This is a genomic window from Nocardia sp. NPDC058058 (assembly GCF_042885355.1).
Lineage (GTDB): Bacteria > Actinomycetota > Actinomycetes > Mycobacteriales > Mycobacteriaceae > Nocardia.
Genome location: NZ_JBHVSA010000005.1, coordinates 371,498 through 390,120, shown reverse-complemented (window position 1 = coordinate 390,120; position 18,623 = coordinate 371,498). Strand labels below are relative to the sequence as shown.

At 65.9% G+C, this 18,623-nt stretch carries 22 protein-coding genes; 10 read left to right on the top strand and 12 right to left on the bottom strand.

Annotated features, from left to right (window positions below; all coding sequences use genetic code 11):
• Positions 1-69 precede the first annotated feature (69 nt).
• Positions 70-921, bottom strand: a complete 852-nt coding sequence (locus tag ACFVUS_RS40320; protein ID WP_387779561.1) for an SDR family oxidoreductase — start codon at positions 919-921, stop codon at positions 70-72.
• Positions 922-1,011: 90 nt separating this feature from the next.
• Between ACFVUS_RS40320 and ACFVUS_RS40315 the strand changes: the two genes are divergently transcribed.
• Both ACFVUS_RS40315 and ACFVUS_RS40310 read left to right on the top strand, forming a co-directional pair.
• A complete protein-coding gene (locus ACFVUS_RS40315; protein ID WP_387779558.1) occupies positions 1,012-1,467 on the top strand; it encodes a MarR family winged helix-turn-helix transcriptional regulator in 456 nt (151 codons plus the stop codon).
• Between the two features lie 44 nt (positions 1,468-1,511).
• On the top strand, positions 1,512-1,787 hold the full coding sequence (locus ACFVUS_RS40310; protein WP_364643874.1) for an Lrp/AsnC ligand binding domain-containing protein: 276 nt from the start codon (positions 1,512-1,514) through the stop codon (positions 1,785-1,787).
• A 74-nt stretch (positions 1,788-1,861) separates the two neighbouring features.
• On the opposite strand, the gene ACFVUS_RS40305 is transcribed toward ACFVUS_RS40310, so the two are convergent.
• The 3 genes from ACFVUS_RS40305 to ACFVUS_RS40295 form a co-directional block, all read right to left on the bottom strand.
• Positions 1,862-2,212 carry a hypothetical protein gene (locus ACFVUS_RS40305; protein WP_387779554.1) on the bottom strand — a complete coding sequence of 117 codons (351 nt, stop codon included), beginning with the start codon at positions 2,210-2,212 and terminating at the stop codon, positions 1,862-1,864.
• 138 nt (positions 2,213-2,350) lie between these two features.
• A complete protein-coding gene (gene trpD / locus ACFVUS_RS40300; protein ID WP_387779551.1) occupies positions 2,351-3,406 on the bottom strand; it encodes an anthranilate phosphoribosyltransferase in 1,056 nt (351 codons plus the stop codon).
• A gap of 77 nt (positions 3,407-3,483) precedes the next feature.
• Entirely contained in the window at positions 3,484-3,894 is a 411-nt protein-coding gene (locus ACFVUS_RS40295; protein WP_387779548.1) for a hypothetical protein, read from the bottom strand.
• 177 nt (positions 3,895-4,071) lie between these two features.
• Between ACFVUS_RS40295 and ACFVUS_RS40290 the strand changes: the two genes are divergently transcribed.
• The 4 genes from ACFVUS_RS40290 (at position 4,072) to ACFVUS_RS40275 (ending at position 8,383) form a co-directional block, all read left to right on the top strand.
• Positions 4,072-4,683, top strand: coding sequence for a heme-copper oxidase subunit III (locus ACFVUS_RS40290; RefSeq protein ID WP_364643862.1), 612 nt, complete (start codon positions 4,072-4,074; stop codon positions 4,681-4,683).
• Positions 4,684-4,767: 84 nt separating this feature from the next.
• Positions 4,768-5,631, top strand: coding sequence for a c-type cytochrome (locus ACFVUS_RS40285; protein ID WP_387779545.1), 864 nt, complete (start codon positions 4,768-4,770; stop codon positions 5,629-5,631).
• Positions 5,628-6,782, top strand: coding sequence for a ubiquinol-cytochrome c reductase iron-sulfur subunit (locus ACFVUS_RS40280; RefSeq protein WP_387779542.1), 1,155 nt, complete (start codon positions 5,628-5,630; stop codon positions 6,780-6,782). Before ACFVUS_RS40285 ends, ACFVUS_RS40280 begins: the two co-directional genes overlap by 4 nt.
• On the top strand, positions 6,779-8,383 hold the full coding sequence (locus tag ACFVUS_RS40275) for a cytochrome bc complex cytochrome b subunit (protein ID WP_387779539.1): 1,605 nt from the start codon (positions 6,779-6,781) through the stop codon (positions 8,381-8,383). Before ACFVUS_RS40280 ends, ACFVUS_RS40275 begins: the two co-directional genes overlap by 4 nt.
• A 155-nt stretch (positions 8,384-8,538) precedes the next feature.
• On the opposite strand, the gene ACFVUS_RS40270 is transcribed toward ACFVUS_RS40275, so the two are convergent.
• The 5 genes from ACFVUS_RS40270 to ACFVUS_RS40250 form a co-directional block, all read right to left on the bottom strand.
• Entirely contained in the window at positions 8,539-9,120 is a 582-nt protein-coding gene (locus ACFVUS_RS40270) for a TetR/AcrR family transcriptional regulator (protein WP_387779536.1), read from the bottom strand.
• Complete coding sequence (locus ACFVUS_RS40265) at positions 9,117-9,596, bottom strand: DUF1772 domain-containing protein (RefSeq protein WP_387779533.1); 480 nt, start codon at positions 9,594-9,596, stop codon at positions 9,117-9,119. The genes ACFVUS_RS40270 and ACFVUS_RS40265 overlap by 4 nt, the downstream gene beginning before the upstream one ends.
• Before the next feature lie 20 nt (positions 9,597-9,616).
• Positions 9,617-10,015 (bottom strand): hypothetical protein, encoded by a 399-nt coding sequence (locus ACFVUS_RS40260; RefSeq protein ID WP_364643847.1) that lies wholly within the window; start codon positions 10,013-10,015, stop codon positions 9,617-9,619.
• A 121-nt stretch (positions 10,016-10,136) separates the two neighbouring features.
• Positions 10,137-10,907, bottom strand: a complete 771-nt coding sequence (locus tag ACFVUS_RS40255; RefSeq protein ID WP_387779530.1) for a BTAD domain-containing putative transcriptional regulator — start codon at positions 10,905-10,907, stop codon at positions 10,137-10,139.
• 179 nt (positions 10,908-11,086) lie between these two features.
• A complete protein-coding gene (locus ACFVUS_RS40250; protein ID WP_387779527.1) occupies positions 11,087-13,270 on the bottom strand; it encodes an MMPL family transporter in 2,184 nt (727 codons plus the stop codon).
• Between the two features lie 149 nt (positions 13,271-13,419).
• Between ACFVUS_RS40250 and ACFVUS_RS40245 the strand changes: the two genes are divergently transcribed.
• The gene (locus ACFVUS_RS40245; RefSeq protein WP_387779524.1) at positions 13,420-14,061 is read left to right on the top strand and encodes a TetR/AcrR family transcriptional regulator; all 642 of its coding nucleotides are present in this window, start codon (positions 13,420-13,422) and stop codon (positions 14,059-14,061) included.
• Between the two features lie 10 nt (positions 14,062-14,071).
• Here the strand turns inward: ACFVUS_RS40245 and ACFVUS_RS40240 are convergent, their stop codons facing one another.
• The gene (locus ACFVUS_RS40240) at positions 14,072-14,551 is read right to left on the bottom strand and encodes a hypothetical protein (protein ID WP_387779521.1); all 480 of its coding nucleotides are present in this window, start codon (positions 14,549-14,551) and stop codon (positions 14,072-14,074) included.
• 134 nt (positions 14,552-14,685) lie between these two features.
• On the opposite strand from ACFVUS_RS40240, the gene ACFVUS_RS40235 reads away from it, so the two are divergent.
• From ACFVUS_RS40235 to ACFVUS_RS40225, 3 genes are read left to right on the top strand one after another with little or no spacing between them, the layout of a single operon-like run.
• The gene (locus ACFVUS_RS40235; RefSeq protein WP_387779518.1) at positions 14,686-15,147 is read left to right on the top strand and encodes an ester cyclase; all 462 of its coding nucleotides are present in this window, start codon (positions 14,686-14,688) and stop codon (positions 15,145-15,147) included.
• A complete protein-coding gene (locus ACFVUS_RS40230) occupies positions 15,144-15,659 on the top strand; it encodes a DUF2505 domain-containing protein (protein WP_387779515.1) in 516 nt (171 codons plus the stop codon). The genes ACFVUS_RS40235 and ACFVUS_RS40230 overlap by 4 nt, the downstream gene beginning before the upstream one ends.
• On the top strand, positions 15,656-16,564 hold the full coding sequence (locus tag ACFVUS_RS40225) for an SDR family NAD(P)-dependent oxidoreductase (RefSeq protein ID WP_387779512.1): 909 nt from the start codon (positions 15,656-15,658) through the stop codon (positions 16,562-16,564). Before ACFVUS_RS40230 ends, ACFVUS_RS40225 begins: the two co-directional genes overlap by 4 nt.
• Before the next feature lie 91 nt (positions 16,565-16,655).
• Here the strand turns inward: ACFVUS_RS40225 and ubiG are convergent, their stop codons facing one another.
• Together ubiG and ACFVUS_RS40215 are read right to left on the bottom strand one after the other, a co-directional pair.
• Positions 16,656-17,360, bottom strand: a complete 705-nt coding sequence (gene ubiG / locus ACFVUS_RS40220; protein WP_387779509.1) for a bifunctional 2-polyprenyl-6-hydroxyphenol methylase/3-demethylubiquinol 3-O-methyltransferase UbiG — start codon at positions 17,358-17,360, stop codon at positions 16,656-16,658.
• A 35-nt stretch (positions 17,361-17,395) separates the two neighbouring features.
• On the bottom strand, positions 17,396-18,586 hold the full coding sequence (locus ACFVUS_RS40215) for an FAD-dependent monooxygenase (RefSeq protein ID WP_387779506.1): 1,191 nt from the start codon (positions 18,584-18,586) through the stop codon (positions 17,396-17,398).
• Between the last annotated feature and the right edge of the window lie 37 nt (positions 18,587-18,623).

The window sequence follows — 18,623 nt, the reverse complement described above, 5'->3', positions numbered from 1 at the left end:
ATGATCACCCCGAAGTGACTGGCCGGTAGGGGTTTTCGGCAAAACAAGATCCCGATTGGCGAAACATGTTCACTCAGTGGGACCGAATGCCAATCGATGGGCGCGGCACCAGTCCTCGAAGGTATGCGGCGCGCGGCCCAGCAGCTCTTTCACCGTGCCGGTGCGCAGGCCGACCGTGTCCGAACGCATCTGCTCGAACGACTCCGCGATCGCCGCCGCGAGGGCGGGCGGCGCACCCCGGGGGAACCGGGCGCGCACGGCCTCTTCGACGGTGTTCGTCGCTCGAACCGCCAAGCGGCGGTCCAGAACTCGCGCCAGTATGCCGACCTGCTCCGCGCAGGTGAGGGATTCGTCGCCGGTCAGGTCGTAGGCCGCGCCCCCGTGGCCGTCCTTGGTCAGCGCCAGCGCCGCGACCGCCGCGATATCGGCCGGATCGATCGGCGCGAACCGCCCGGGGCCGGTGGGGTCCAGGATCGGTGCACCTGCGCGAATCGCGGGAACCCATTCCAGGGCATTGCTCATCAGTCCACCCGGGCGCAGGATCGTCGAGGCGATCCCGCTCTCGCGCACCAGCCGCTCCCGTTCGTGATGCCAGCGGCCCATGGCCGGTATCGGATCGCCGACAGCCCAGAACGACGAGATCACCACGATCCGCTCCACCCCCGCGCTGTGGGCAGCGGCGACGGCATTGCGAGCGTGTTCCATTCCCGTACCGGGGACCAGCAGGAACAGTGCGGAGATCCCGTCGAAGGCGGGCGTGAGCGCGTCCGGGTCGTCGAGATCGCCGCGGCAGGCCGCGCCGCCGGGCAGTTCCGCGCGGGCGGGATCGCGCACCAATGCCCGGTAAGGCGTTGCGGCGGTGGCCAGTTGGCGGGTGAGCTCACGGCCGATGTTCCCGGTGGCTCCGGTCAGAAGTATCATGAGAATCCCTTGTTCGTTAGCCGTCTATCGAATAACGCTAGACGGCTAACGATCGAAGGGCAACGGTTGATTTCCGCACCCGGAGGATGGATGCCCGAATTCCTGGAACTGCACGGCAATACGTCGAAGGCATTGCGCGCCTTGGCCGATCGCGATATGCGGCGACACGGACTGCACCTGGGGCAGAACCATGTGCTCGCGGTGCTGTGGGAACACGACGGGCGCACGCCGGGGGAGATGGCGGCGGCGCTGCATGTCACCACGCCGACCGTGGTGAAGATGGCGACCCGGATGGCCGCCGCCGGGCTGCTGGTGCGCAAACGCGATGACCGGGACAACCGGCTGGTGCGGCTGTGGCTCACCGATCGGGGGCGTGAGCTGCGGCGGCCCGTCGAAGCGGAGCGAAAGGCGCTGGAGGACAGTGTGACCGCGGCGCTCACCGCCACCGAGCGCGCCAACCTGATGAGCGCGCTGGCCAAGATTCACCGGGCCGCCACCGAACTCCTCGGCGGTCCCATCGACGAGCCGGGCGCGCTGCCCGACTGACGCAACCGGCAACACCGTCCCGGCGATCACCTAGAGTTGGCCACATGATTACCGCGATCGTGCTGATTCACGCCGAGTCCGACCGCATTCCTGAGACCGCCCAGGAATTGGCCGATATCGACGGTGTGGCCGAGGTGTACTCCTGCGCGGGTGACGTGGATTTGATCGCGGTCGTGCGCGTCCGCGAATACGAGCGCATCGCGGAGGTGGTCACCGGGCGGATCAACAAGACCGCCGGGGTGGTGCGCACCGCGACCCATATCGCGTTCAAGTCCTACAACCGCGCCGATGTCGAGGCGGGGTTCTCCATCGGCGAATAGCCGTCGCGGACATGCCGCGCGGGTGCGGGTTCGCCGGGTAGGGCGATGCGCCCCCGGCGCGGATTCCCGGGTAACTAGCCGGTCTGTATGGACGCCCCGAGCGGAGTGGCCGATCTGCCCGGCTCGACCACATTGGTGACCCCGCCCTTGCAGCCGGGTAGGAGATACACCCGCACTTCCTGGGCGGTGTGGTTCACCACCGCCAGGCGGCGCGGCACCTTGCGAACGGTGAGGCAGCCCGCCGGATCGCCGTAATCGTGCCCGTCCACGCTCAGCGTGCCGCTCGCGGTCTGCGTCAATATCGGCGCGACCGGATGCGCCCCGCTCTCGGGCACCACCCCCATCGCGGCCCCCGCCGCCAGCACCGCGCCGATCGTGAGAAGTCCCCGCCGCCAAGGTATTCCGTCGCGCCCGAACCGCACCATTGCCGCACATCCTCGACTGGGCCAGTGTCGCGGTCAGCCGCACCCATCAGCGGGAAACCGCCTGCTCAACGCCAAAACTGTAGCGCCGTCACGGGCATCCCGCCGGCAAACACGCCTCCCGGCGGTGATAAGTCCGGGTCAGTCCGAACCGAGCTGATTGGTGACGGTGACCCAGCGGGTCAACAGGTCGGCGGCCGCACCGGTATCGATGGCGGCGGCGACGCGTTCCAGGGCCGCGGCCAATTGCGGGTGCAGATTGTCCGTGGCCGTGTCCGGAGTCAACTCGAAGGCAACCACGGCGGCGGCCGAATTCAGGAGCACCGCATCGCGCACCGGGCCGGGTTCACCGGCGAGCATATTGCGGGCGATGACCGCGTTCATGGCGGCATCGCCACCGCGCAGGGCTTCCGGAGCCACCCGGGGAATGCCGAGTTCGGTTGGGTCGATGGTGGTTTCGAACGCACGACCGCCCGCGACGACCCAGGCGTCGGTGGTGTCGGCGGTGGTGATCTCGTCCAGGCCGTCATTGCCGCGCACGATCAGCGCGGAGGCGCCGCGACCGGCGAATACGCCCGCGATGACCGGGAGCAGATCGGCGAAGGCGCAGCCGATGAGCCCCGCGGTCGGCTGGGCCGGATTGGTCAGCGGGCCGAGGATATTGAAGACCGTCGGAATGCCGATCTCACTGCGCGCCGGGCCCGCGAAACGCAGCGACGGATGGAACACGGGGGCGAAACAGAAGCCGATGCCCACCTCGTTCACCGAGGTCGCCACGGATTCGGGGCCGAGGGCGATCTTCACCCCGAGCGCCTCGAGCACATCCGCGCCGCCGCTCTTGGAGGATGCCGCGCGGTTGCCATGCTTCACGACGGGAATTCCGGTGGCCGCCACCACGATCGAGGACATCGTCGAGATATTCACCGTGCCGGAGCGGTCACCGCCGGTGCCGACGATATCGACCGCCGCGCCCTTGTACGGCACCCGGCGCGCGTGCGAGAGCATGCCCTGGGCCAGACCGCCCAGCTCATCGGGGGTGGGGCCCTTCATCTTCAGGGCCACGCCGAACGCGGCGATCTGCGCGGAGGTGGCGCTGTCGGTGAAGATCTCGTTCATGGCCCACGCGGCCTCATCGGTGGACAGATCATTGCCATCGGTGAGGATGCCGAGGATTTCTCGCCAGCTGCGCGCGCTCATTGCTCTTCCGTTCCCCCGGGAATCCGGAGTGGATGTCGGGCCACCAGTGTTGTCGGTGCAAGCCTAGTGGGCGGGGGCTATTTCTTTTCTCTCGGCGGCTCCGCGGCCGGTTGCAGGGCATCCCAGCCCAGCGCCTCGCCATCGTGGCGGTGGGCCAGGCTCGCCATTCGCGAGCGTTCCTGCGAGCAGTGCAGGGCGTCGAGCACCTGCACGCGCTGCAAGATCACATTCGACTCGTCGCCGGTATGACCGAGCGTGTAGCCGCCCTGCGCGGCGATGGCGGCGACCTCCGCCTGCCGCGCCACCGGAATCCGCAGGTGATGCCGCAGCACCACCGATTGGTCGGGAGTCCAGTTCTCCGCTCGGGCCAATGCGGCCGAACACGCCTCCGCGTCATCGAAACTCGACGCCACCGTGACGAGATCGGCGCGCCCGGGATCCAGTTCCGTTGTCCCGCCGCGTCGCAGCAGTCGCCGCACCCATTCCATGGTTCGAAAACTCCTCCGAAATAGGGCTCAGGTTTCTCTTACCTGGGCAATCTAGGTTGGTCCGTGACACGCCGAGCGCCCATCGAGAGGCTTGCTCGCCCTGCGGTTTCCGACACGTACGACGAACTTTCGTACCCCGCTATGTCTGTCGTACTACGACAAGTCATACTTACCGGCGTGACGACCGCAGTAGGGACCCCAGGATCGGCCATTACCCAGCGAGTGCATTCGCTGAACCGGCCCAACATGGTCAGCGTCGGTACCATCATCTGGCTGTCGAGCGAGTTGATGTTCTTCGCCGGCCTGTTCGCTATGTACTTTGTCGCTCGCGCGCAGGCCCACGGTAAGTGGCCGATGGAGCCGACCGAGCTGAACCTCAAGCTCGCCGTGCCGGTGACCGCAGTCCTGGTGGCCTCGTCCTTCACCTGCCAGATGGGCGTCTTCGCGGCCGAGCGCGGCGATGTGTTCGGCCTGCGCCGCTGGTACACCATCACGCTGATCATGGGCGCGATGTTCGTGGCCGGTCAGGGCTACGAGTACACGAACCTGGTCAAAGAAGGCACCACGATCTCCAGCACCGTGTACGGCTCGGTGTTCTACATCACCACCGGCTTCCACGGTCTGCACGTCATCGGCGGTCTGATCGCGTTCGTGTTCCTGCTGGTCCGCACCTCGCTCAGCAAGTTCACCCCCGCGCAGGCGACCGCGGCGATCGTTGTCTCCTACTACTGGCACTTCGTCGACATCGTTTGGATCGGGCTCTTCGCCACGATCTACTTCATCCGCTAGCAAGCGGATCCAGTACCACGGCACAGCCCGCCGTAGGCACGAAGCTTCTGACAAGTCGGTTCCGTCTACTCCAAAGGGACACAGATGAGTTCATCTCCCCCGTCAGCGCCAGATCCCAGCGAGGGGATCGGCGAGGCCACCAAGACCCGCAAGCAGCGGCGCATGCGCCGCAAGCTCGCCGGCGGTCTGGTTCTTCTGATGGGCCTCGTCGGAGCCGGCTTCGCGGCATCGGCCCTGACCCCGACGGCGCAGGTCGCCACGGCGCACGAGGACCAGTCCGCGCTGATCCGCGAGGGCAAGCAGATCTACGACACCTCGTGTGTCACCTGCCACGGCGCGAACCTGCAGGGTGTGCAGGATCGCGGCCCGAGCCTGATCGGCGTCGGCGAGGCCGCGGTGTACTTCCAGGTTTCCTCCGGTCGTATGCCCGCCGCCCGCAACGAGGCGCAGATCGTGCGCAAGCCCCCGAAGTTCGACGCCGGCCAGACCGACGCCCTGGGCGCCTACATCCAGGCGAACGGCGGCGGCCCGACCGTGCTGCGCGACCCCAACGGGGAGATCGCCCAGGAGTCCATCATCGCCGGAGCCGATCTCGGCCGCGGTGGCGAACTCTTCCGGATGAACTGCGCGTCCTGCCACAACTTCACCGGTAAGGGCGGCGCGCTGTCCTCCGGTAAGTTCGCCCCGCCCCTGGAAGAGGCGAGCGAGCAGCAGATCTACCTGGCCATGCTCACCGGCCCGCAGAACATGCCGAAGTTCTCCGACCGGCAGCTGTCGCCGGAGGAGAAGAAGGACATCGTCGCGTACATCAAGGACCGCATGGAGACCAAGTCCGAGGGCGGCTACGGCCTCGGCGGCTTCGGTCCCGCGACCGAAGGTCTCGCGATCTGGATCGTCGGGATCGTGGCGCTGGTCGGATCGGCCATGTGGATCGGATCCCGGTCATGAGTGAACAGGAGCGAAAGAGCATGGGGGACAACCCCAGCGAGCACGATTTCACCGATGAGCAGCTCGACGCCATGTCGCGCGATGAGCTCGTCGAACTCGGCACCAAGCTCGACGGTGTCGACGTGGCCTACCGCGCACCGCGCTGGCCGGTGCCCGGCACCCGCGCGGAGAAGCGCGCCGAGCGCCAGGTGGCGCTGTGGTTCGCCATCGCCGGTATCTTCGGCGCCGCGCTCGTCGGCATCTACCTGTTCTGGCCCTGGGAGTACAAGGGTCGCGGCGAGGACGGCAATGCCGCCTACACGCTGACCACTCCGCTGTACGGCCTCACGCTCGGTATCGCGGTGCTCGCCGTCGGTATCGCCGTGGTGCTCATCCGCAAGAAGTTCATCCCGGTCGAGATCTCCATCCAGGATCGCCACGACGGCCGCTCCTCCGAGGTCAACCGCCGCACGCTGGGCGCGCAGCTGCAGGACGCGGTGGAGACCTCCACCCTGGGCCGCCGCAAGCTGATCACCCGCACCGCGGGCGCCGGCGTCGGTGTGCTCGGCGTGGGCGCGCTGCTCGTGTTCGTCGGCGGCATGGTCAAGAACCCGTGGGCCAAGCGCGACAAGTCGCCGCTGTGGGTCTCGGGCTGGACCCCGGACTTCGCGGGCCAGACCATCTTCCTGCGTCGCGATACCGGCCGCCCCGAGGACATCGTCCTGGTGCGCCCGGAGGACCTCGACGCCGGCGCCATGGAAACCGTCTTCCCCTGGAAGGAAGAATGGCGTGGCGACGAGCACGAGACCCTGCAGTCGCTGCGTGGAATCCGCAACGCGGTCATGCTGATTCGCCTGCGCACCGCGGACGCCGAAAAGGCCATCAAGCGTAAGGGCCAGGAGAGCTTCAACTACGGCGACTACTTCGCCTACTCGAAGATCTGCACCCATCTCGGTTGCCCGACCTCGCTTTTCGAGCAGCAGACCAACCGGATCCTGTGCCCCTGCCATCAGTCGCAGTTCTCCGCGACCGAGTGGGGTAAGCCGGTCTTCGGTCCCGCCGCTCGCGCGCTGCCGCAGCTGCCGATCACCGTCAATGCCGAGGGCTATCTGGTCGCCGTACACGACTTCCTCGAGCCCCTCGGCCCGGCCTTCTGGGAGCGTCGTTCATGAGCCAGGTCAACGAACTCGACGAGCGGTACCACGCTGCCGCATTCGTGAAGCGGTCGATCAACAAGGTCTTCCCGACCCACTGGTCGTTCCTGCTCGGTGAGATCGCGCTGTACGCGTTCATCATCCTGCTGCTGTCGGGTATCTACCTGACGCTGTACTTCGACCCGTCCATGTCGGAGACCGTCTACAACGGCTCGTACCAGCCGTTGCGCGGTGTCACCATGTCGCGGGCCTACGAGACCGCGCTGAACATCTCGTTCGAGGTGCGCGGCGGTCTGTTCGTGCGCCAGGTGCACCACTGGGCGGCACTGCTTTTCGCGGCGTCGATCATCATCCACCTGTTCCGCATCTTCTTCACCGGCGCGTTCCGCAAGCCGCGTGAGGCCAACTGGGTGATCGGCTCGCTGCTGCTCATCCTGGCGATGTTCGAAGGCTTCTTCGGTTACTCGCTGCCGGACGACCTGCTCTCGGGTACCGGTCTGCGCGCGGCCTTCTCGGGCATCACCATCGGTGTTCCGGTCATCGGCACCTGGCTGCACTGGCTGATCTTCGCGGGCGACTTCCCGGGCGAGATCATCATCCCGCGTCTGTACATCGCGCACGTGCTGCTCATTCCGGGCATTCTGCTGGCCCTGATCGCCGCGCACGTCGCGCTGGTCTGGTACCAGAAGCACACCCAGTTCCCCGGACCGGGTCGCAAGGAAACCAATGTCGTCGGCGCGCGCATCGTGCCGGTGTTCGCCGCCGACCAGGGCGCGTTCTTCGCCTTCACCCTCGGCATCGTCGCGATCATGGGTGGCGTGCTGCAGATCAATCCGATCTGGAACCTGGGTCCGTACAACCCGTCTCAGGTCTCCGCGGGTTCGCAGCCGGACTTCTACATGATGTGGACCGACGGTATGGCGCGTCTGATGCCGCCGTGGGAGCTCTACTTCTGGGGTCACACGGTTCCGGCCGCCTTCTGGGTCGCGCTGATCATGGGCCTGGTGTTCACCGTCCTGGTGATCTACCCCTGGATCGAGAAGCGCCTCACCGGCGACACCGCGCGGCACAACCTGCTGCAGCGTCCGCGCGATGTGCCGGTGCGTACCGCGATCGGCTCCATGGCCATCGCGTTCTACCTGGTGCTGACCCTGGCGTGTGTCAACGACATCATCTCGCTGAAGTTCGACATCTCGCTGAACGCCACCACCTGGTTCTTCCGCATCGCCCTGCTGACCGTGCCGCCGCTTGCGTACTTCGCGGCCTACCGGTTCTGCCTGGGTCTGCAGCGCAGCGACCGGGCGGTGCTCGAGCACGGTATCGAGACCGGTGTCATCAAGCGCCTGCCGCACGGTGAGTACATCGAGATCCACCAGCCCCTGGGCCCGGTCGACTCGCACGGTCACCCGATCCCGCTGGAGTACCAGGGCGCCCCGGTGCCCAAGAAGATGTCCAAGCTGGGCTCCGCCGGTAAGCCCGGCACCGGCTCCTTCCTGTTCGCCGACCCGGCCCAGCAGCAGCTGGAGAACGTCGAGCACGCGCACAAGGAAGAGCACGACATGCTGGCCGCCCTGGAATCCCACCAGGACACCGCGGACAGCGGTTCGCACGGCCACTGAGCCCGCGCACGCTGTAAAGGGAAGGCCCCGAGTCGAATTCGACTCGGGGCCTTCCCCGTTTCCGGCGCAATCCCCGTCATCCCGGCGCGCTTTTGGCCGGGATCCACAGTGGCGGTGTGGATCCCGGCCAAAGACATGCCGGGATGACGGGGGAGTCAGACCAGCTCGTGCGCCGAGTTCGATTCCAAGGTCTCGGTGATCTCCCGGGCCCAGTCGGTATCCACCGCGCCGGGGCCGATGACCTGCATGGCCGTCATCACGGTGAGCAGCATGCCGGTTTCGAAGAAACGGGTGACCTGGTCCGGGGTCGCCCCGGTCAATTCCTTGACCAGGGCGTAGATCTCGCCGTAGCGCTCGCGCACCGCGACGCCGATCGGGGGATGTGAACTCGCCGCCATCCCGTGCAGGAAGACGACGACCAGTTCGCGTTCGGCCAGGATCTCGGCGTAGCCCGCACTGAGCGCGGCGAGCAGTTCCGCCGGATCGGTTGCGGCATCCCGGTTTTCGCCGATGGTGCGGAAGATGTCCGCGATGCGATCGCAGACGCGGTGCACCGCGGCCAGGAAGAGCTGTTCCTTGCTGCCGAACAACCGGATGACATAGGGCTGCGAGACGCCCGCCCGCCGCGCTATGTCATCGGTTGTGGTTCCGGCGTAACCGGATTCGCAGAATGCCGCCACAGCCGCGGTGAGCACCTGCTCACTGCGCTGGGCGGCGGTCATGCGAACTCTGCTCACGCGGCTTCCCGGATGGCCAGGCACAGGCTCAGCAGCGCGACGGTCTGGAGACCGGCGCGCGCGTAGATGACGCTGTCCCAGCGCTTCTGGAGGGCGCGGGCATCCAGGCCCGCGGGTGCGGCGCCCTGCGAGGCGGCGGTGAGCTGCTTGTTGATCGGGGCGCTGACGCGGACGTAGATGGCCATCCAGACCGCCAGGAAGGCGAAGGCCAGTGCGGCCAGCAGCGTGACCTTCTTATCGCCGTCGATCAGCGAGGTCACCGCGGCGAGTCCGGCGGCGATCCAGCCCGCCGCGCCGGGAATCGGCATGCGCGCGTCCGCGATTCGATGCACATTGCCGATGGTCTGCACCAGCACGTTGTCGTCCACCGCCGCGAGGGCGGGGCGCAGCACGATCGCGCAGAATACGTCGGTGCCGTAGACGACGGCGCTGCCGAGCACCGACACCGTCAGCAGTCCTTCGGTGATGTTTCGCACGGGTTTTCCGCTCCCAATCTTCAGTCGTCGAGCAGGCCGGCGACCAGGAGGCCACCGAAAAGACCTGCGGCAGTGAGGAGTTCCCAGGTGTCGGGGGCACCGGAGTTACCGGTGATGCGACGTTTGTTGAGGGTGACCGAGGCGTCGATGAGCTCGAGTCCCACGCTCAGCACGAACCAGTGCCGCACCGGATGGCCCCGGTACAGCGAGAACAGGGTGCCGGCGCCGAGCACCAGGTCCCGGGCCCCAAACGCCCGGGACGGCAACGAGGACATCTTCTCGTCGTACTCGCCCGACCACGATTTGACCGTCTCCGCGGGATTGAGCAGCATGCCGCTGCCGATTGCCACGCGTGCGGCGCCTTGAGCCCAGGCGGTGCTGCGAACCACCTGACGCAAGACTGTTTTCCCGTTGGCCATTGATCCAGCCTTAATCTCGTGTGCGCTGCGGCACGCCGTCGAATATGCGCACCAAGACTGTCACCGGAGACTGGCCGGAACACTTGACGGAATCTTGATTCCGATGACCACGGGACCGCCCTCAGGATATTTCGCGCAGATCGAAACTATCCGAGGCCAGCAGGGTGCGATGAATTTCCCGGAGCCGCGGCCCCGGTTCCGCGCCCATCATTTCCACAATGCGACCGCGAGCTGTCCCATACAGTTCGAGCGCTTCCACGGTGCGCCCGGTTTGCATGAGGGCTTGCAAGAGTTTTTCTATCACGAGCTCGGAGTGTGGATTATTCGCCATCTCGCGGCGGAGTTCGGTGATCACCGCACTCGAGTTCCCGATCATTATTTCCGTTTCGGCCCAATCGGTCATGGCGTCGAGTCGTTCCCGGTCGAGCCATTCCCGGACCCGGGTCGCCCAGCTCCCGGAGATATTCGCGATGGGGCATCCCTGCCACAGATTCAGTGCTGATTTTTGCAGGAAAGCCCTGGTACGAGGGTTGTTTTCCTGCCGGGCCTCACTCATCAGCGCATAAAACCGGTGCAGGTCGATACAGTTCGGCGCGATATCCAGCAGATAGCCGCCGTTCTGGCGGACTATTCTGACGTCATTCGCCGAATTGCAGCCTTCGTTCGCTTTCTCGAGAATGCGCCGCAGTCGGGTCACATACGTGTAGACGACATTGCGAACATCCGAAGGCGGTGATTCATCCCATACCCGTTCGACCAATGTATCGAAGCCGATCGGTGTGTTTGGTTCCAAAAGAAGTGGCAGGAGCACTGCTCGTTGTTTCGGTGGACCGAGGCTAATCGGAGCATGGCCCGCATATAGGTCCAGCGATCCGAGAAGTTGAAATTCCATACTGCCCCCAACATAACAAGCCAATATTGAAGATCCCCCCCAGCGCAGTCGAGTCGCCGCTGATCTCAACCGTTAGCGATCCTATCACTGATAGCTGATCGTGTCCGGTCGTGATCTTGTGCGCTGCGCCGGGAGGGAGCTCGAAATAGCTTGTCTACCTTGGGTTTCAGGTAAACCTGTTAACTTCCCGTCAGTGTCGCCGGTGCGGTCTCCGGCTTCGCGGGCGGTGTCGCGGGCAACTCGTCCGCATCCGATTCCCGGACGCCGATGCGCTGGTGGAGCCGCTTCAGCGGTCCCGGTGCGTACCAGGCCCGCTCACCCAGCAGCCGGAAGGTGACCGGAACCAGAATTCCGCGCATCACGGTGGCATCGAGCACCACCGCGAGCCCGGCCGCGATGCCGAAGAACTTCGCGAAACTGACCGGGCTGAGCGCGAAGGCGAAGAAGCTGATGGCGATCAGCACCGCCGCCGCCGAGATGATGCGCCCGGTGCGGCCCAGGCCCTCGACCACGGCCTCGCGGGTGCTCGCCCCGGCATCGTGCAGCTCCTTGATCCGGCTGATCAGGAATACCTCGTAGTCCATGGACAGGCCGAATGCTATGCACAGCAACAACACCGGCATCGACATGTCCAGCGGACGCGGTGTGATGCCGAGCAGTCCGGCGCCGTGTCCCTGCTGGAAGATCAGGATCATCAGGCCGAAGGTGGCGGACAGGCCGAGCGCGTTGAGCAGCAGCGCCCGCAACGGCTGAATCACGCTGCCGGTGAACAGGAACAACACCACGAAGGTCGTCACGACCAGCAGCAGCAGTGCCCAGGGCAGCCGGGTGCTGATGGCGTGCTTGGTATCGACCAGGGTGGCGGTGGTGCCGCCGACGAGGAAGTGCGCGCCGTCCGGGGTGGAAGTGGCCCGGACAGTTCGCACCAGATCCTGCGCGGTGCCCGATTCGGGGTGGATATCGGCGTTCGGCGTGATGACCACCTGCTGTGCGGTGGCCGTGGCGAGCTGTCGCTGCGCGGGCCCGGCCGGTTGTCCGGAGACGAAAAGCCCTGCGGGACTGTCGACTCGGGCCACCCCGGGCAGTAGTGAGAGGCGCTTGGCGTAGTCGTCGACCGCGACGACGGACACCTGATCGGTGGTGACCGCGTCGATGGTCGCGGTGCTGTCCCCGCCGAACTGGGTGCGCAGTACATCGAGCGCGACCCGGCTGTCGGTGGTGGTGGGCAGCGAGCGATCGTCGACGGTGGCGAATTCGATGCGCAGCACCGGCGCGGCGGCCAGGAGCAGAATCGCCAGCACCGGAATGGCGGTGACGATCGGACGGCGCATGACGGTCGCGGCTAGGCGACCCCAGGTCCGCGATTCCTGCGCACTCGCGCTGTGCACGAAGGGAATTCGACCGGCGTCGATGCGCGGGCCGAGCACCGCCAGCAATGCGGGCAGCAGAATCGTGCCCGCTGCGGCGGCGATGACCGTGACCCCGATACCGGCCAGCGCCAGTGAACGCAGGAAGGTCGACTGGAAGACCAGCACCGCCGACAGTGCCACCGCGACCGTCACCGCGCTGAAAACGATGGTGCGCCCGGCGGTTCGGACGGTGTGCACCACCGCGTCCGGGGTGGCGGTGCCGCGCGCGAGTTCTTCACGGAAGCGGCTGACGGTCAAGAGCGCATAGTCGATGGCCAGGCCGAGCGCCATGGCGGTGATGAGGTTGGTGGCGAAGATGCTCACCGGAGTCACCTCGGCGAGCAGGGACAGTTCGGCGAAGGTGCCCGCGATGGCCAGCAGTGCGATGAGCAGTGGCAGCACCGCCGACATGACGCTGCCGAAAATCGCGAGCAACAGGATGAGAGTCAGTGGCAGCGCGATGGATTCGGCCAGCACCAGGCCCTTCATCACCGCGGTGTTGATGTCGTTGTTGACCGCGAGCGCACCGGCGGCCCGCACCGTCACCGCGTCGCCCGCCTTGCCGAGATCGTCCTTCGCAACGGCGGCAACGGTTTTCGCGCTTGCGGTCTCGTCGCCGCTGACGAAGGCGGAGATCAGCCCGTAGCGGCCGTCCTGCGATTTGAGCGCGGGAGCGCCGGTTGTCCAGTAGGACACGATGTTTCGCACTTCGGAGCGCTGCTTCAGCGCGGTGGTGACCCGATCGGCCGCGGCGGCGACGGCGGGATCGTCGACCTTGCCGGATTTGGCCTCGATCAACAGCAGCAGGTTCGGATTGCCGTCCAGGTGCTGGTCGATGAGCTGTTGCGCGTGCGTCGATTCCGCGTTGTCGGGGGCGAATCCGCCGGTCTCCAGTTTCGAGAACGCGGTGCCCGCCAAGGCCATGGCCGCCACGGCGATGATCCCGGAGAGCACCAGGACCAACCTCGTTCGCCGAACGATGAAGAGACCTAATCGAGTGAACATGGTGCGCTTCCTGTCGTTCGATCAGTAGTAGCTGAACTATCGACTATTGAACATCTATCACTGATAGACAGTCAACCGTTGTCAGTATGCTGTTGTCAATGAAAGGAGGATCCGTGGAGCGAGAGGTCAAGGCCCCTGCGAGCAGCCCCAGCGGACGGCGACGCGAACGCGAGCGCGAGTACATGCGAAACCTATTGCTCGACACGGCCCGCAGCATCGCGGCGGAACAGGGGTGGCAGGCGGTCACCATCCGGCGCATCGCCGACCGCATCGAATACACCTCGCCGGTGATCTACCAGTACTTTTCCGGGAAGGACGCGCTGGTCTCGGAGGTCATGTGCGTCGGCTTCCGGGATATCGCGGACCGTATCGAGGCCACCATGAGCGAACCCGCCGACAAGCGCCTGAACGCGGTGGCCTCGGCGTTCTGGAATTTCGCGTTCGCCGCGCCCGAGCTGTACCAGGCCATGAACGGTCAGGCCGGGGTCTCCTTCGACGGTGCGGAGATGCCGCCGGAGGTGGAGCGCGGCTTCACGGTCTTCCACGCGGTGCTGCAATCCATCGCGACCGATCAGGGCAAGCGGTTGCGCGATCCGGCCGCCGCCGTGCACACCATGTGGGCGTATCTGCACGGGTTCGTCTCCTTGACGATGAGCGGCCGGGTGGCGGGCGGCACCCGGCAGGGCGAGCAGTTCATGCTCGCCTCCCTGGCCCCGCTGTTCGACGCGCAACTGTGTTGAGGCTTCGAGCTCAGGACATGAAGGTGAAATCCGAAGTCGCGGTGAATATCTGCGAGCGCGAATCCGCGCTCGGTTCGGACTTGGCGACCCAGTAGCGGGTGCCGATCCGATTCTCGAAGTCGCCGGCGGTGCCGTTCACGCCCAGCGTGATCGGCGCGCCCGCGTAGGCGGTGGTCATATTGATGACACCGAAGGAGTGCAGCGTGCCACCGTGGAAACTCATGGTGTCATCGCAGTACGAGTACATCTCCCTATTGCTCGGATCCTGGAAGAACACGGTGCAGTAGCCCGTGGTCTGCCCGATCACCGGCCCATCCGGGGTGTCGTGGATGGTGTAGGAGTAGGTGCCGGTCATGCCGTTGATCTCCAGGGAGGTCATCTTCTCGAAGACGTGGACCGTGCGGCCGGGCTCGGCGTGGGCGCTCGGCGCGAGCAGTGCCGGGGTTGCCAGCAGTGCGGCGGCGAGGACTGTGGTGGTGATACTTCGCATGCGAAAACAATTGCCGCGGTGACTGGTGCGCCACCTCGAGGTCCGCTCGAGTCAAGGTGGGTTCAAGGTTTCGTCCAATGCTCCGATGTGATTCTCGGGCGCAGGAAACCGATGCACCGCAGTCAGGAGTTTTGATGTCAGAGGCGGACAAGGCGCTGATACGCCGCGTATTCGACGAGATGGCCAGCCAGGGCAAACTCGATGTCGCGTATGAGATCTACTCCCCGAAATATATTGACCACCAGGCGTTCCCGGGTGCACCCGAACGTGGGCCGGAGGGCGCGCACGCCTCGATCGGCCTGATGCGGACGGTACTGCCCGATCTCACCGTGCAGACCCATGAGATGAGCGCGCATAATGGCCTCGTCGCGTGCCACAACACTTGGTCCGGAACACATTTGGGGGAGGTCCTCAATATTCCGGCGACCGGGCAGCAGGTCAGCTTCAACGCGCTGGTCGTGTTCCGGGTCGACGCCGGACTGATCACCGAGCGCTGGTCCATCGGCTTCGACGAGAACATGCGCCGCGCGCTCGGCCTGAAATTCAAGTGGAGTTCGTCCAAGAGTTCGACTCCGCGGACAGGGGGAACGCTATGACACGCAAGGTGAGTCGCGTCGAGGAGTACGCGCAGTCGGCCGCGGAAGTGCATCGCGCGGTCACCACCCGGCAGTACTGGGTGGACCGGGTCGCCGAATTGGACGGCGCGGGAGCGGAATTGGTGTCCTTCGAGGTCACCGGTGACACCACCAGGATCGTGGTGTCCAAGCCCGCGCCGGTCGGCCGGATGCCCGCGCAGGTGGCCAAGCTGATTCCGGATTCGGTGCGGCTGGAGGTGACCGAGTCCTGGGGTCCGCTCACCGATGGCGTCGCGCACGCGGAGATGGTGGCCGATATCGCCGGGATGCCCATCACGCTGGCGGCGAAATTCGTGCTGAAGGACGCCGGTCCGCGATCGACGCTGGATTTCGACGGCACGGTGGATGTGCGGGTTCCGGTGCTGGGCAAGGCGATCGAGGGCAATATCGCCACCGATGTGGGCAATGAGGTGACCCAGATCGCCGAATACACCGAGTCCTGGTTGACCCGCGAGCGGCAGGACAAGGCATGAGCGCGCCGATAGTCATCACCGGGGCGAGCTCGGGACTGGGTCTGGCGACCGCGACAATCCTTGCGGGCAAAGGCATTCCGGTCATTCTGGGCTGCCGGGACGAGGGCCGCGCGGCGGCGGCGAAACAGCGGATCCTCACGGCCGTGCCCACGGCCGAGGTGGAGATCGTGATCGTCGATCTCGCCTCGATCGAATCGGTGCGGCATGCGGCGCGGCAGTTGAAATCGCTCGCGGAACCGCCCGCGGCCATCATCTGCAATGCGGGATTGCAGATCGTGGACGGGGTGCAGCAGTCCGCCGACGGGTACGAAATGACCTTCGCCTCCAACCATCTCGGGCATTTCCAGCTCATCGACGAGGTGATCGAGACGCTGGCATCCGGGGCTCGCATCCTGGTGGTGTCCAGCGATGTGCATCAGGGTCCGGAGAAGTCCGGCGGCTTCCCCGCGCCCGAATGGACCACGCCGGGTGAGCTGGCCGATGTCGAGGTGCAGCGCCGCACGGCCTCGAATCGCGGTGGCCGGGTGCGCTATTCGACCTCGAAGCTGGCCAATGTCTACTTCGCCTATGAGCTGGCACGGCGGATGGCCGATCGCGGTATCACCGCCAATGCGTTCGATCCGGGCCTGATGCCGGAAACCCAGCTGTCCCGCAACTATCCGCTGCTGATGCGCCGGGGCTACCGGTTGATGACCCCGCTCATCCGGTTGATGATGCCGGTGGCGCGGCCGCTCTCGCAGTCCGCCGACGATCTGGCCTGGCTGGCCACCGCGCCCGAGATGGCGGAGGTCACCGGCAGCTATTTCACCGGGCGGGACAGGGTGCCCAGTGCGCCGGAATCGCATGACACCGAGCGCGCCCGCGAACTGTGGGAGGTCTCGGAGTTGCTGGTACAGCAGGCCTAGATCCGCCCGTCATCCCGGCGCGCTTTTGGCCGGGATCCACAACCGATGTGGATCCCGGCCAAGAAGCATGCCGGGATGACGGAGGTCGCGTCTACTTCTTGGCGACGTTCATGTACGTCGAGGTGCTGTCCAGACCCTGCCAGGTCATCAGGCTGCCGTCCTTGCGCTGGCCCAGGATGGTCAGCCCGCGCATCTTGTCCAGCTGGGTGAGGCCCGCACCGGACAGGTAGCCGCGCATCTCGCTCGGTTTGATGAAGTCCTTGTACGCGTGCGCGCCCTTGGGGACGATCTTCATCACGTACTCCGGCATCACGATCATCATGAAGTACGAGACCGGCGTCCGATTGATGGTGTCGTACAGGAAGATTCCACCGGGAGCCAGCACCCGCGCGATCTCACGCACGGTCTGCGCCGGATCGGTCACGTGCTCGAGCACGTCCACACAGGTGACGATATCGAAGGCGCCATCCGCGTACGGCAGTTGCTCCCCGACCCCGACCTGATAGTCGATGGCCTTGCCGGTCTCCTCGGCGTGCGCCCGCGCGACGGCGATGAGATTGGGGGAGGGGTCGATCCCGCTCACCAGCGCGCCACGCGCACTGAGGAATTCGGTGGTGAACCCGCCCGCGCAGCCCACGTCCAGGACCTTCTTCCCGGCCCAGTTGTCGACGAACTTGTCGAAGTACGCGAACCGCGGTCCCTGAAAAGAGGCCAGGTTCTTCATATTCGAGTCTTCGCTCCACCACTTGTCGGCGAAGGCGCCGAAGAAATAGGGGTCGGTGGCCGGCTCGGTCATGGGGTTTCCTTCCGAATTCACAGGGTGGTACGCGGTCACGGGGCGGTCGGCACGGTGGCCCACCGTGCGGCATAGGAGATCTGGTCGCGTTCGGCGGCGGTGAACGCGAATTTCGGCCAGGCCAGGCGCATGACGAGCTGGCGCAGCTGGATGAGGGCCGGATGCTGCACCGCGCCCATCTGCCCGATGAGCCAGGCGGTGCGCTGCATTGCGGCGGTGCGGGGGATGCGCTGCTGTTCGTAGAGCCGCAGGGCCGATGGCACATCGGGGGTGGCGGCGAGTTCATCGGCCAGGATCATGGCGTCTTCGAGGGCCTGGCACGCCCCCTGCCCGATATTGAAGGTGATGGGGTGCGCGGCATCCCCGAGCAGGGTCACCCGGTCCCGGCCCCAGCGCTTCTTACTCGGCCGCCGGTCGTAGACGTCACTGCGAATGATGTCGGACTCCGGTGTGGCGGCGAGGATTTCACTCACCGGCTCGACCCAGCCGCGATGCCGTTCGGCGAGCAGCGCCTTCATATCCGGCTCGTTCGCCCCGCCCGCCGGACCGTTCGCGACGCTCATCCAGTGCACGACGCCGGGCGCGACGTCGTAATAGGTGAAGCGGGTGCCCGGCCCGAAGAGCGCGTGGAAGGTGCCCGGGGGAATCAGGTCGTGGGTGAGCGATGCCTTGCCGCGCCACGCGATATACCCGTTGTAGCGCGGCTTTTCGGCACCGTGCAGCCCGATTCGAACCGCGCTGTTGATGCCGTCCGCGCCGATGAGCACATCGCCGGTTTCGGTGCCGCCGTCCGCGAGGCGCACGGTCACGCCGGTGTCGTTCTGATCGAACCCCACCACCTCCGCTCCGGTTCGAACGACACTGCCGCTCAGTGCCTCTCGTAGTGCCCGATGCAGTACCGACCGCTCCACGGCGATTGTCGGCCGTCCGTACTTCGCGGTGAACGAGCCGACGTCCCAGGCTCCGAACACTTCGCCACGTGACGATGCGAATCGACAGATCTCCTGTGCCGGAGCGATTTTCAGCACCTCGTCGGCGACGCCGAGCTGGTCCAGGATCAGCGTGCCATTGGTCCAGATATGCAATCCGGCCCCGCCGTCCCGCAGCGTCTCCGAGCGTTCGAACACGATCGGCTCGAATCCCCTGTGCTGCAACGCCAGTGCGGCGGCGAGACCGCCGATACCGCCCCCGGCGATCAGGACTCGGCGGGCCTGTGTCCCTACCATCTGCGCCTCCCGGCAATTGGTCTGCGATGTCGGGTGC

Excerpts from the sequence above, each read along its gene's own strand:
- ubiG (WP_387779509.1), bottom strand. The coding sequence starts at position 17,360 with ATGACCGAGCCGGCCACCGACCCCTATTTCTTCGGCGCCTTCGCCGAC.
- ACFVUS_RS40235 (WP_387779518.1), top strand. The coding sequence starts at position 14,686 with ATGTCAGAGGCGGACAAGGCGCTGATACGCCGCGTATTCGACGAGATG.
- ACFVUS_RS40230 (WP_387779515.1), top strand. The coding sequence starts at position 15,144 with ATGACACGCAAGGTGAGTCGCGTCGAGGAGTACGCGCAGTCGGCCGCG.
- ACFVUS_RS40295 (WP_387779548.1), bottom strand. The coding sequence starts at position 3,894 with ATGGAATGGGTGCGGCGACTGCTGCGACGCGGCGGGACAACGGAACTG.
- ACFVUS_RS40315 (WP_387779558.1), top strand. The coding sequence starts at position 1,012 with ATGCCCGAATTCCTGGAACTGCACGGCAATACGTCGAAGGCATTGCGC.
- ACFVUS_RS40305 (WP_387779554.1), bottom strand. The coding sequence starts at position 2,212 with ATGGTGCGGTTCGGGCGCGACGGAATACCTTGGCGGCGGGGACTTCTC.
- ACFVUS_RS40245 (WP_387779524.1), top strand. The coding sequence starts at position 13,420 with ATGAAAGGAGGATCCGTGGAGCGAGAGGTCAAGGCCCCTGCGAGCAGC.
- ACFVUS_RS40225 (WP_387779512.1), top strand. The coding sequence starts at position 15,656 with ATGAGCGCGCCGATAGTCATCACCGGGGCGAGCTCGGGACTGGGTCTG.
- ACFVUS_RS40320 (WP_387779561.1), bottom strand. The coding sequence starts at position 921 with ATGATACTTCTGACCGGAGCCACCGGGAACATCGGCCGTGAGCTCACC.
- ACFVUS_RS40260 (WP_364643847.1), bottom strand. The coding sequence starts at position 10,015 with ATGGCCAACGGGAAAACAGTCTTGCGTCAGGTGGTTCGCAGCACCGCC.
- trpD (WP_387779551.1), bottom strand. The coding sequence starts at position 3,406 with ATGAGCGCGCGCAGCTGGCGAGAAATCCTCGGCATCCTCACCGATGGC.
- ACFVUS_RS40255 (WP_387779530.1), bottom strand. The coding sequence starts at position 10,907 with ATGGAATTTCAACTTCTCGGATCGCTGGACCTATATGCGGGCCATGCT.
- ACFVUS_RS40240 (WP_387779521.1), bottom strand. The coding sequence starts at position 14,551 with ATGCGAAGTATCACCACCACAGTCCTCGCCGCCGCACTGCTGGCAACC.
- ACFVUS_RS40215 (WP_387779506.1), bottom strand. The coding sequence starts at position 18,586 with ATGGTAGGGACACAGGCCCGCCGAGTCCTGATCGCCGGGGGCGGTATC.
- ACFVUS_RS40285 (WP_387779545.1), top strand. The coding sequence starts at position 4,768 with ATGAGTTCATCTCCCCCGTCAGCGCCAGATCCCAGCGAGGGGATCGGC.
- ACFVUS_RS40310 (WP_364643874.1), top strand. The coding sequence starts at position 1,512 with ATGATTACCGCGATCGTGCTGATTCACGCCGAGTCCGACCGCATTCCT.
- ACFVUS_RS40280 (WP_387779542.1), top strand. The coding sequence starts at position 5,628 with ATGAGTGAACAGGAGCGAAAGAGCATGGGGGACAACCCCAGCGAGCAC.
- ACFVUS_RS40275 (WP_387779539.1), top strand. The coding sequence starts at position 6,779 with ATGAGCCAGGTCAACGAACTCGACGAGCGGTACCACGCTGCCGCATTC.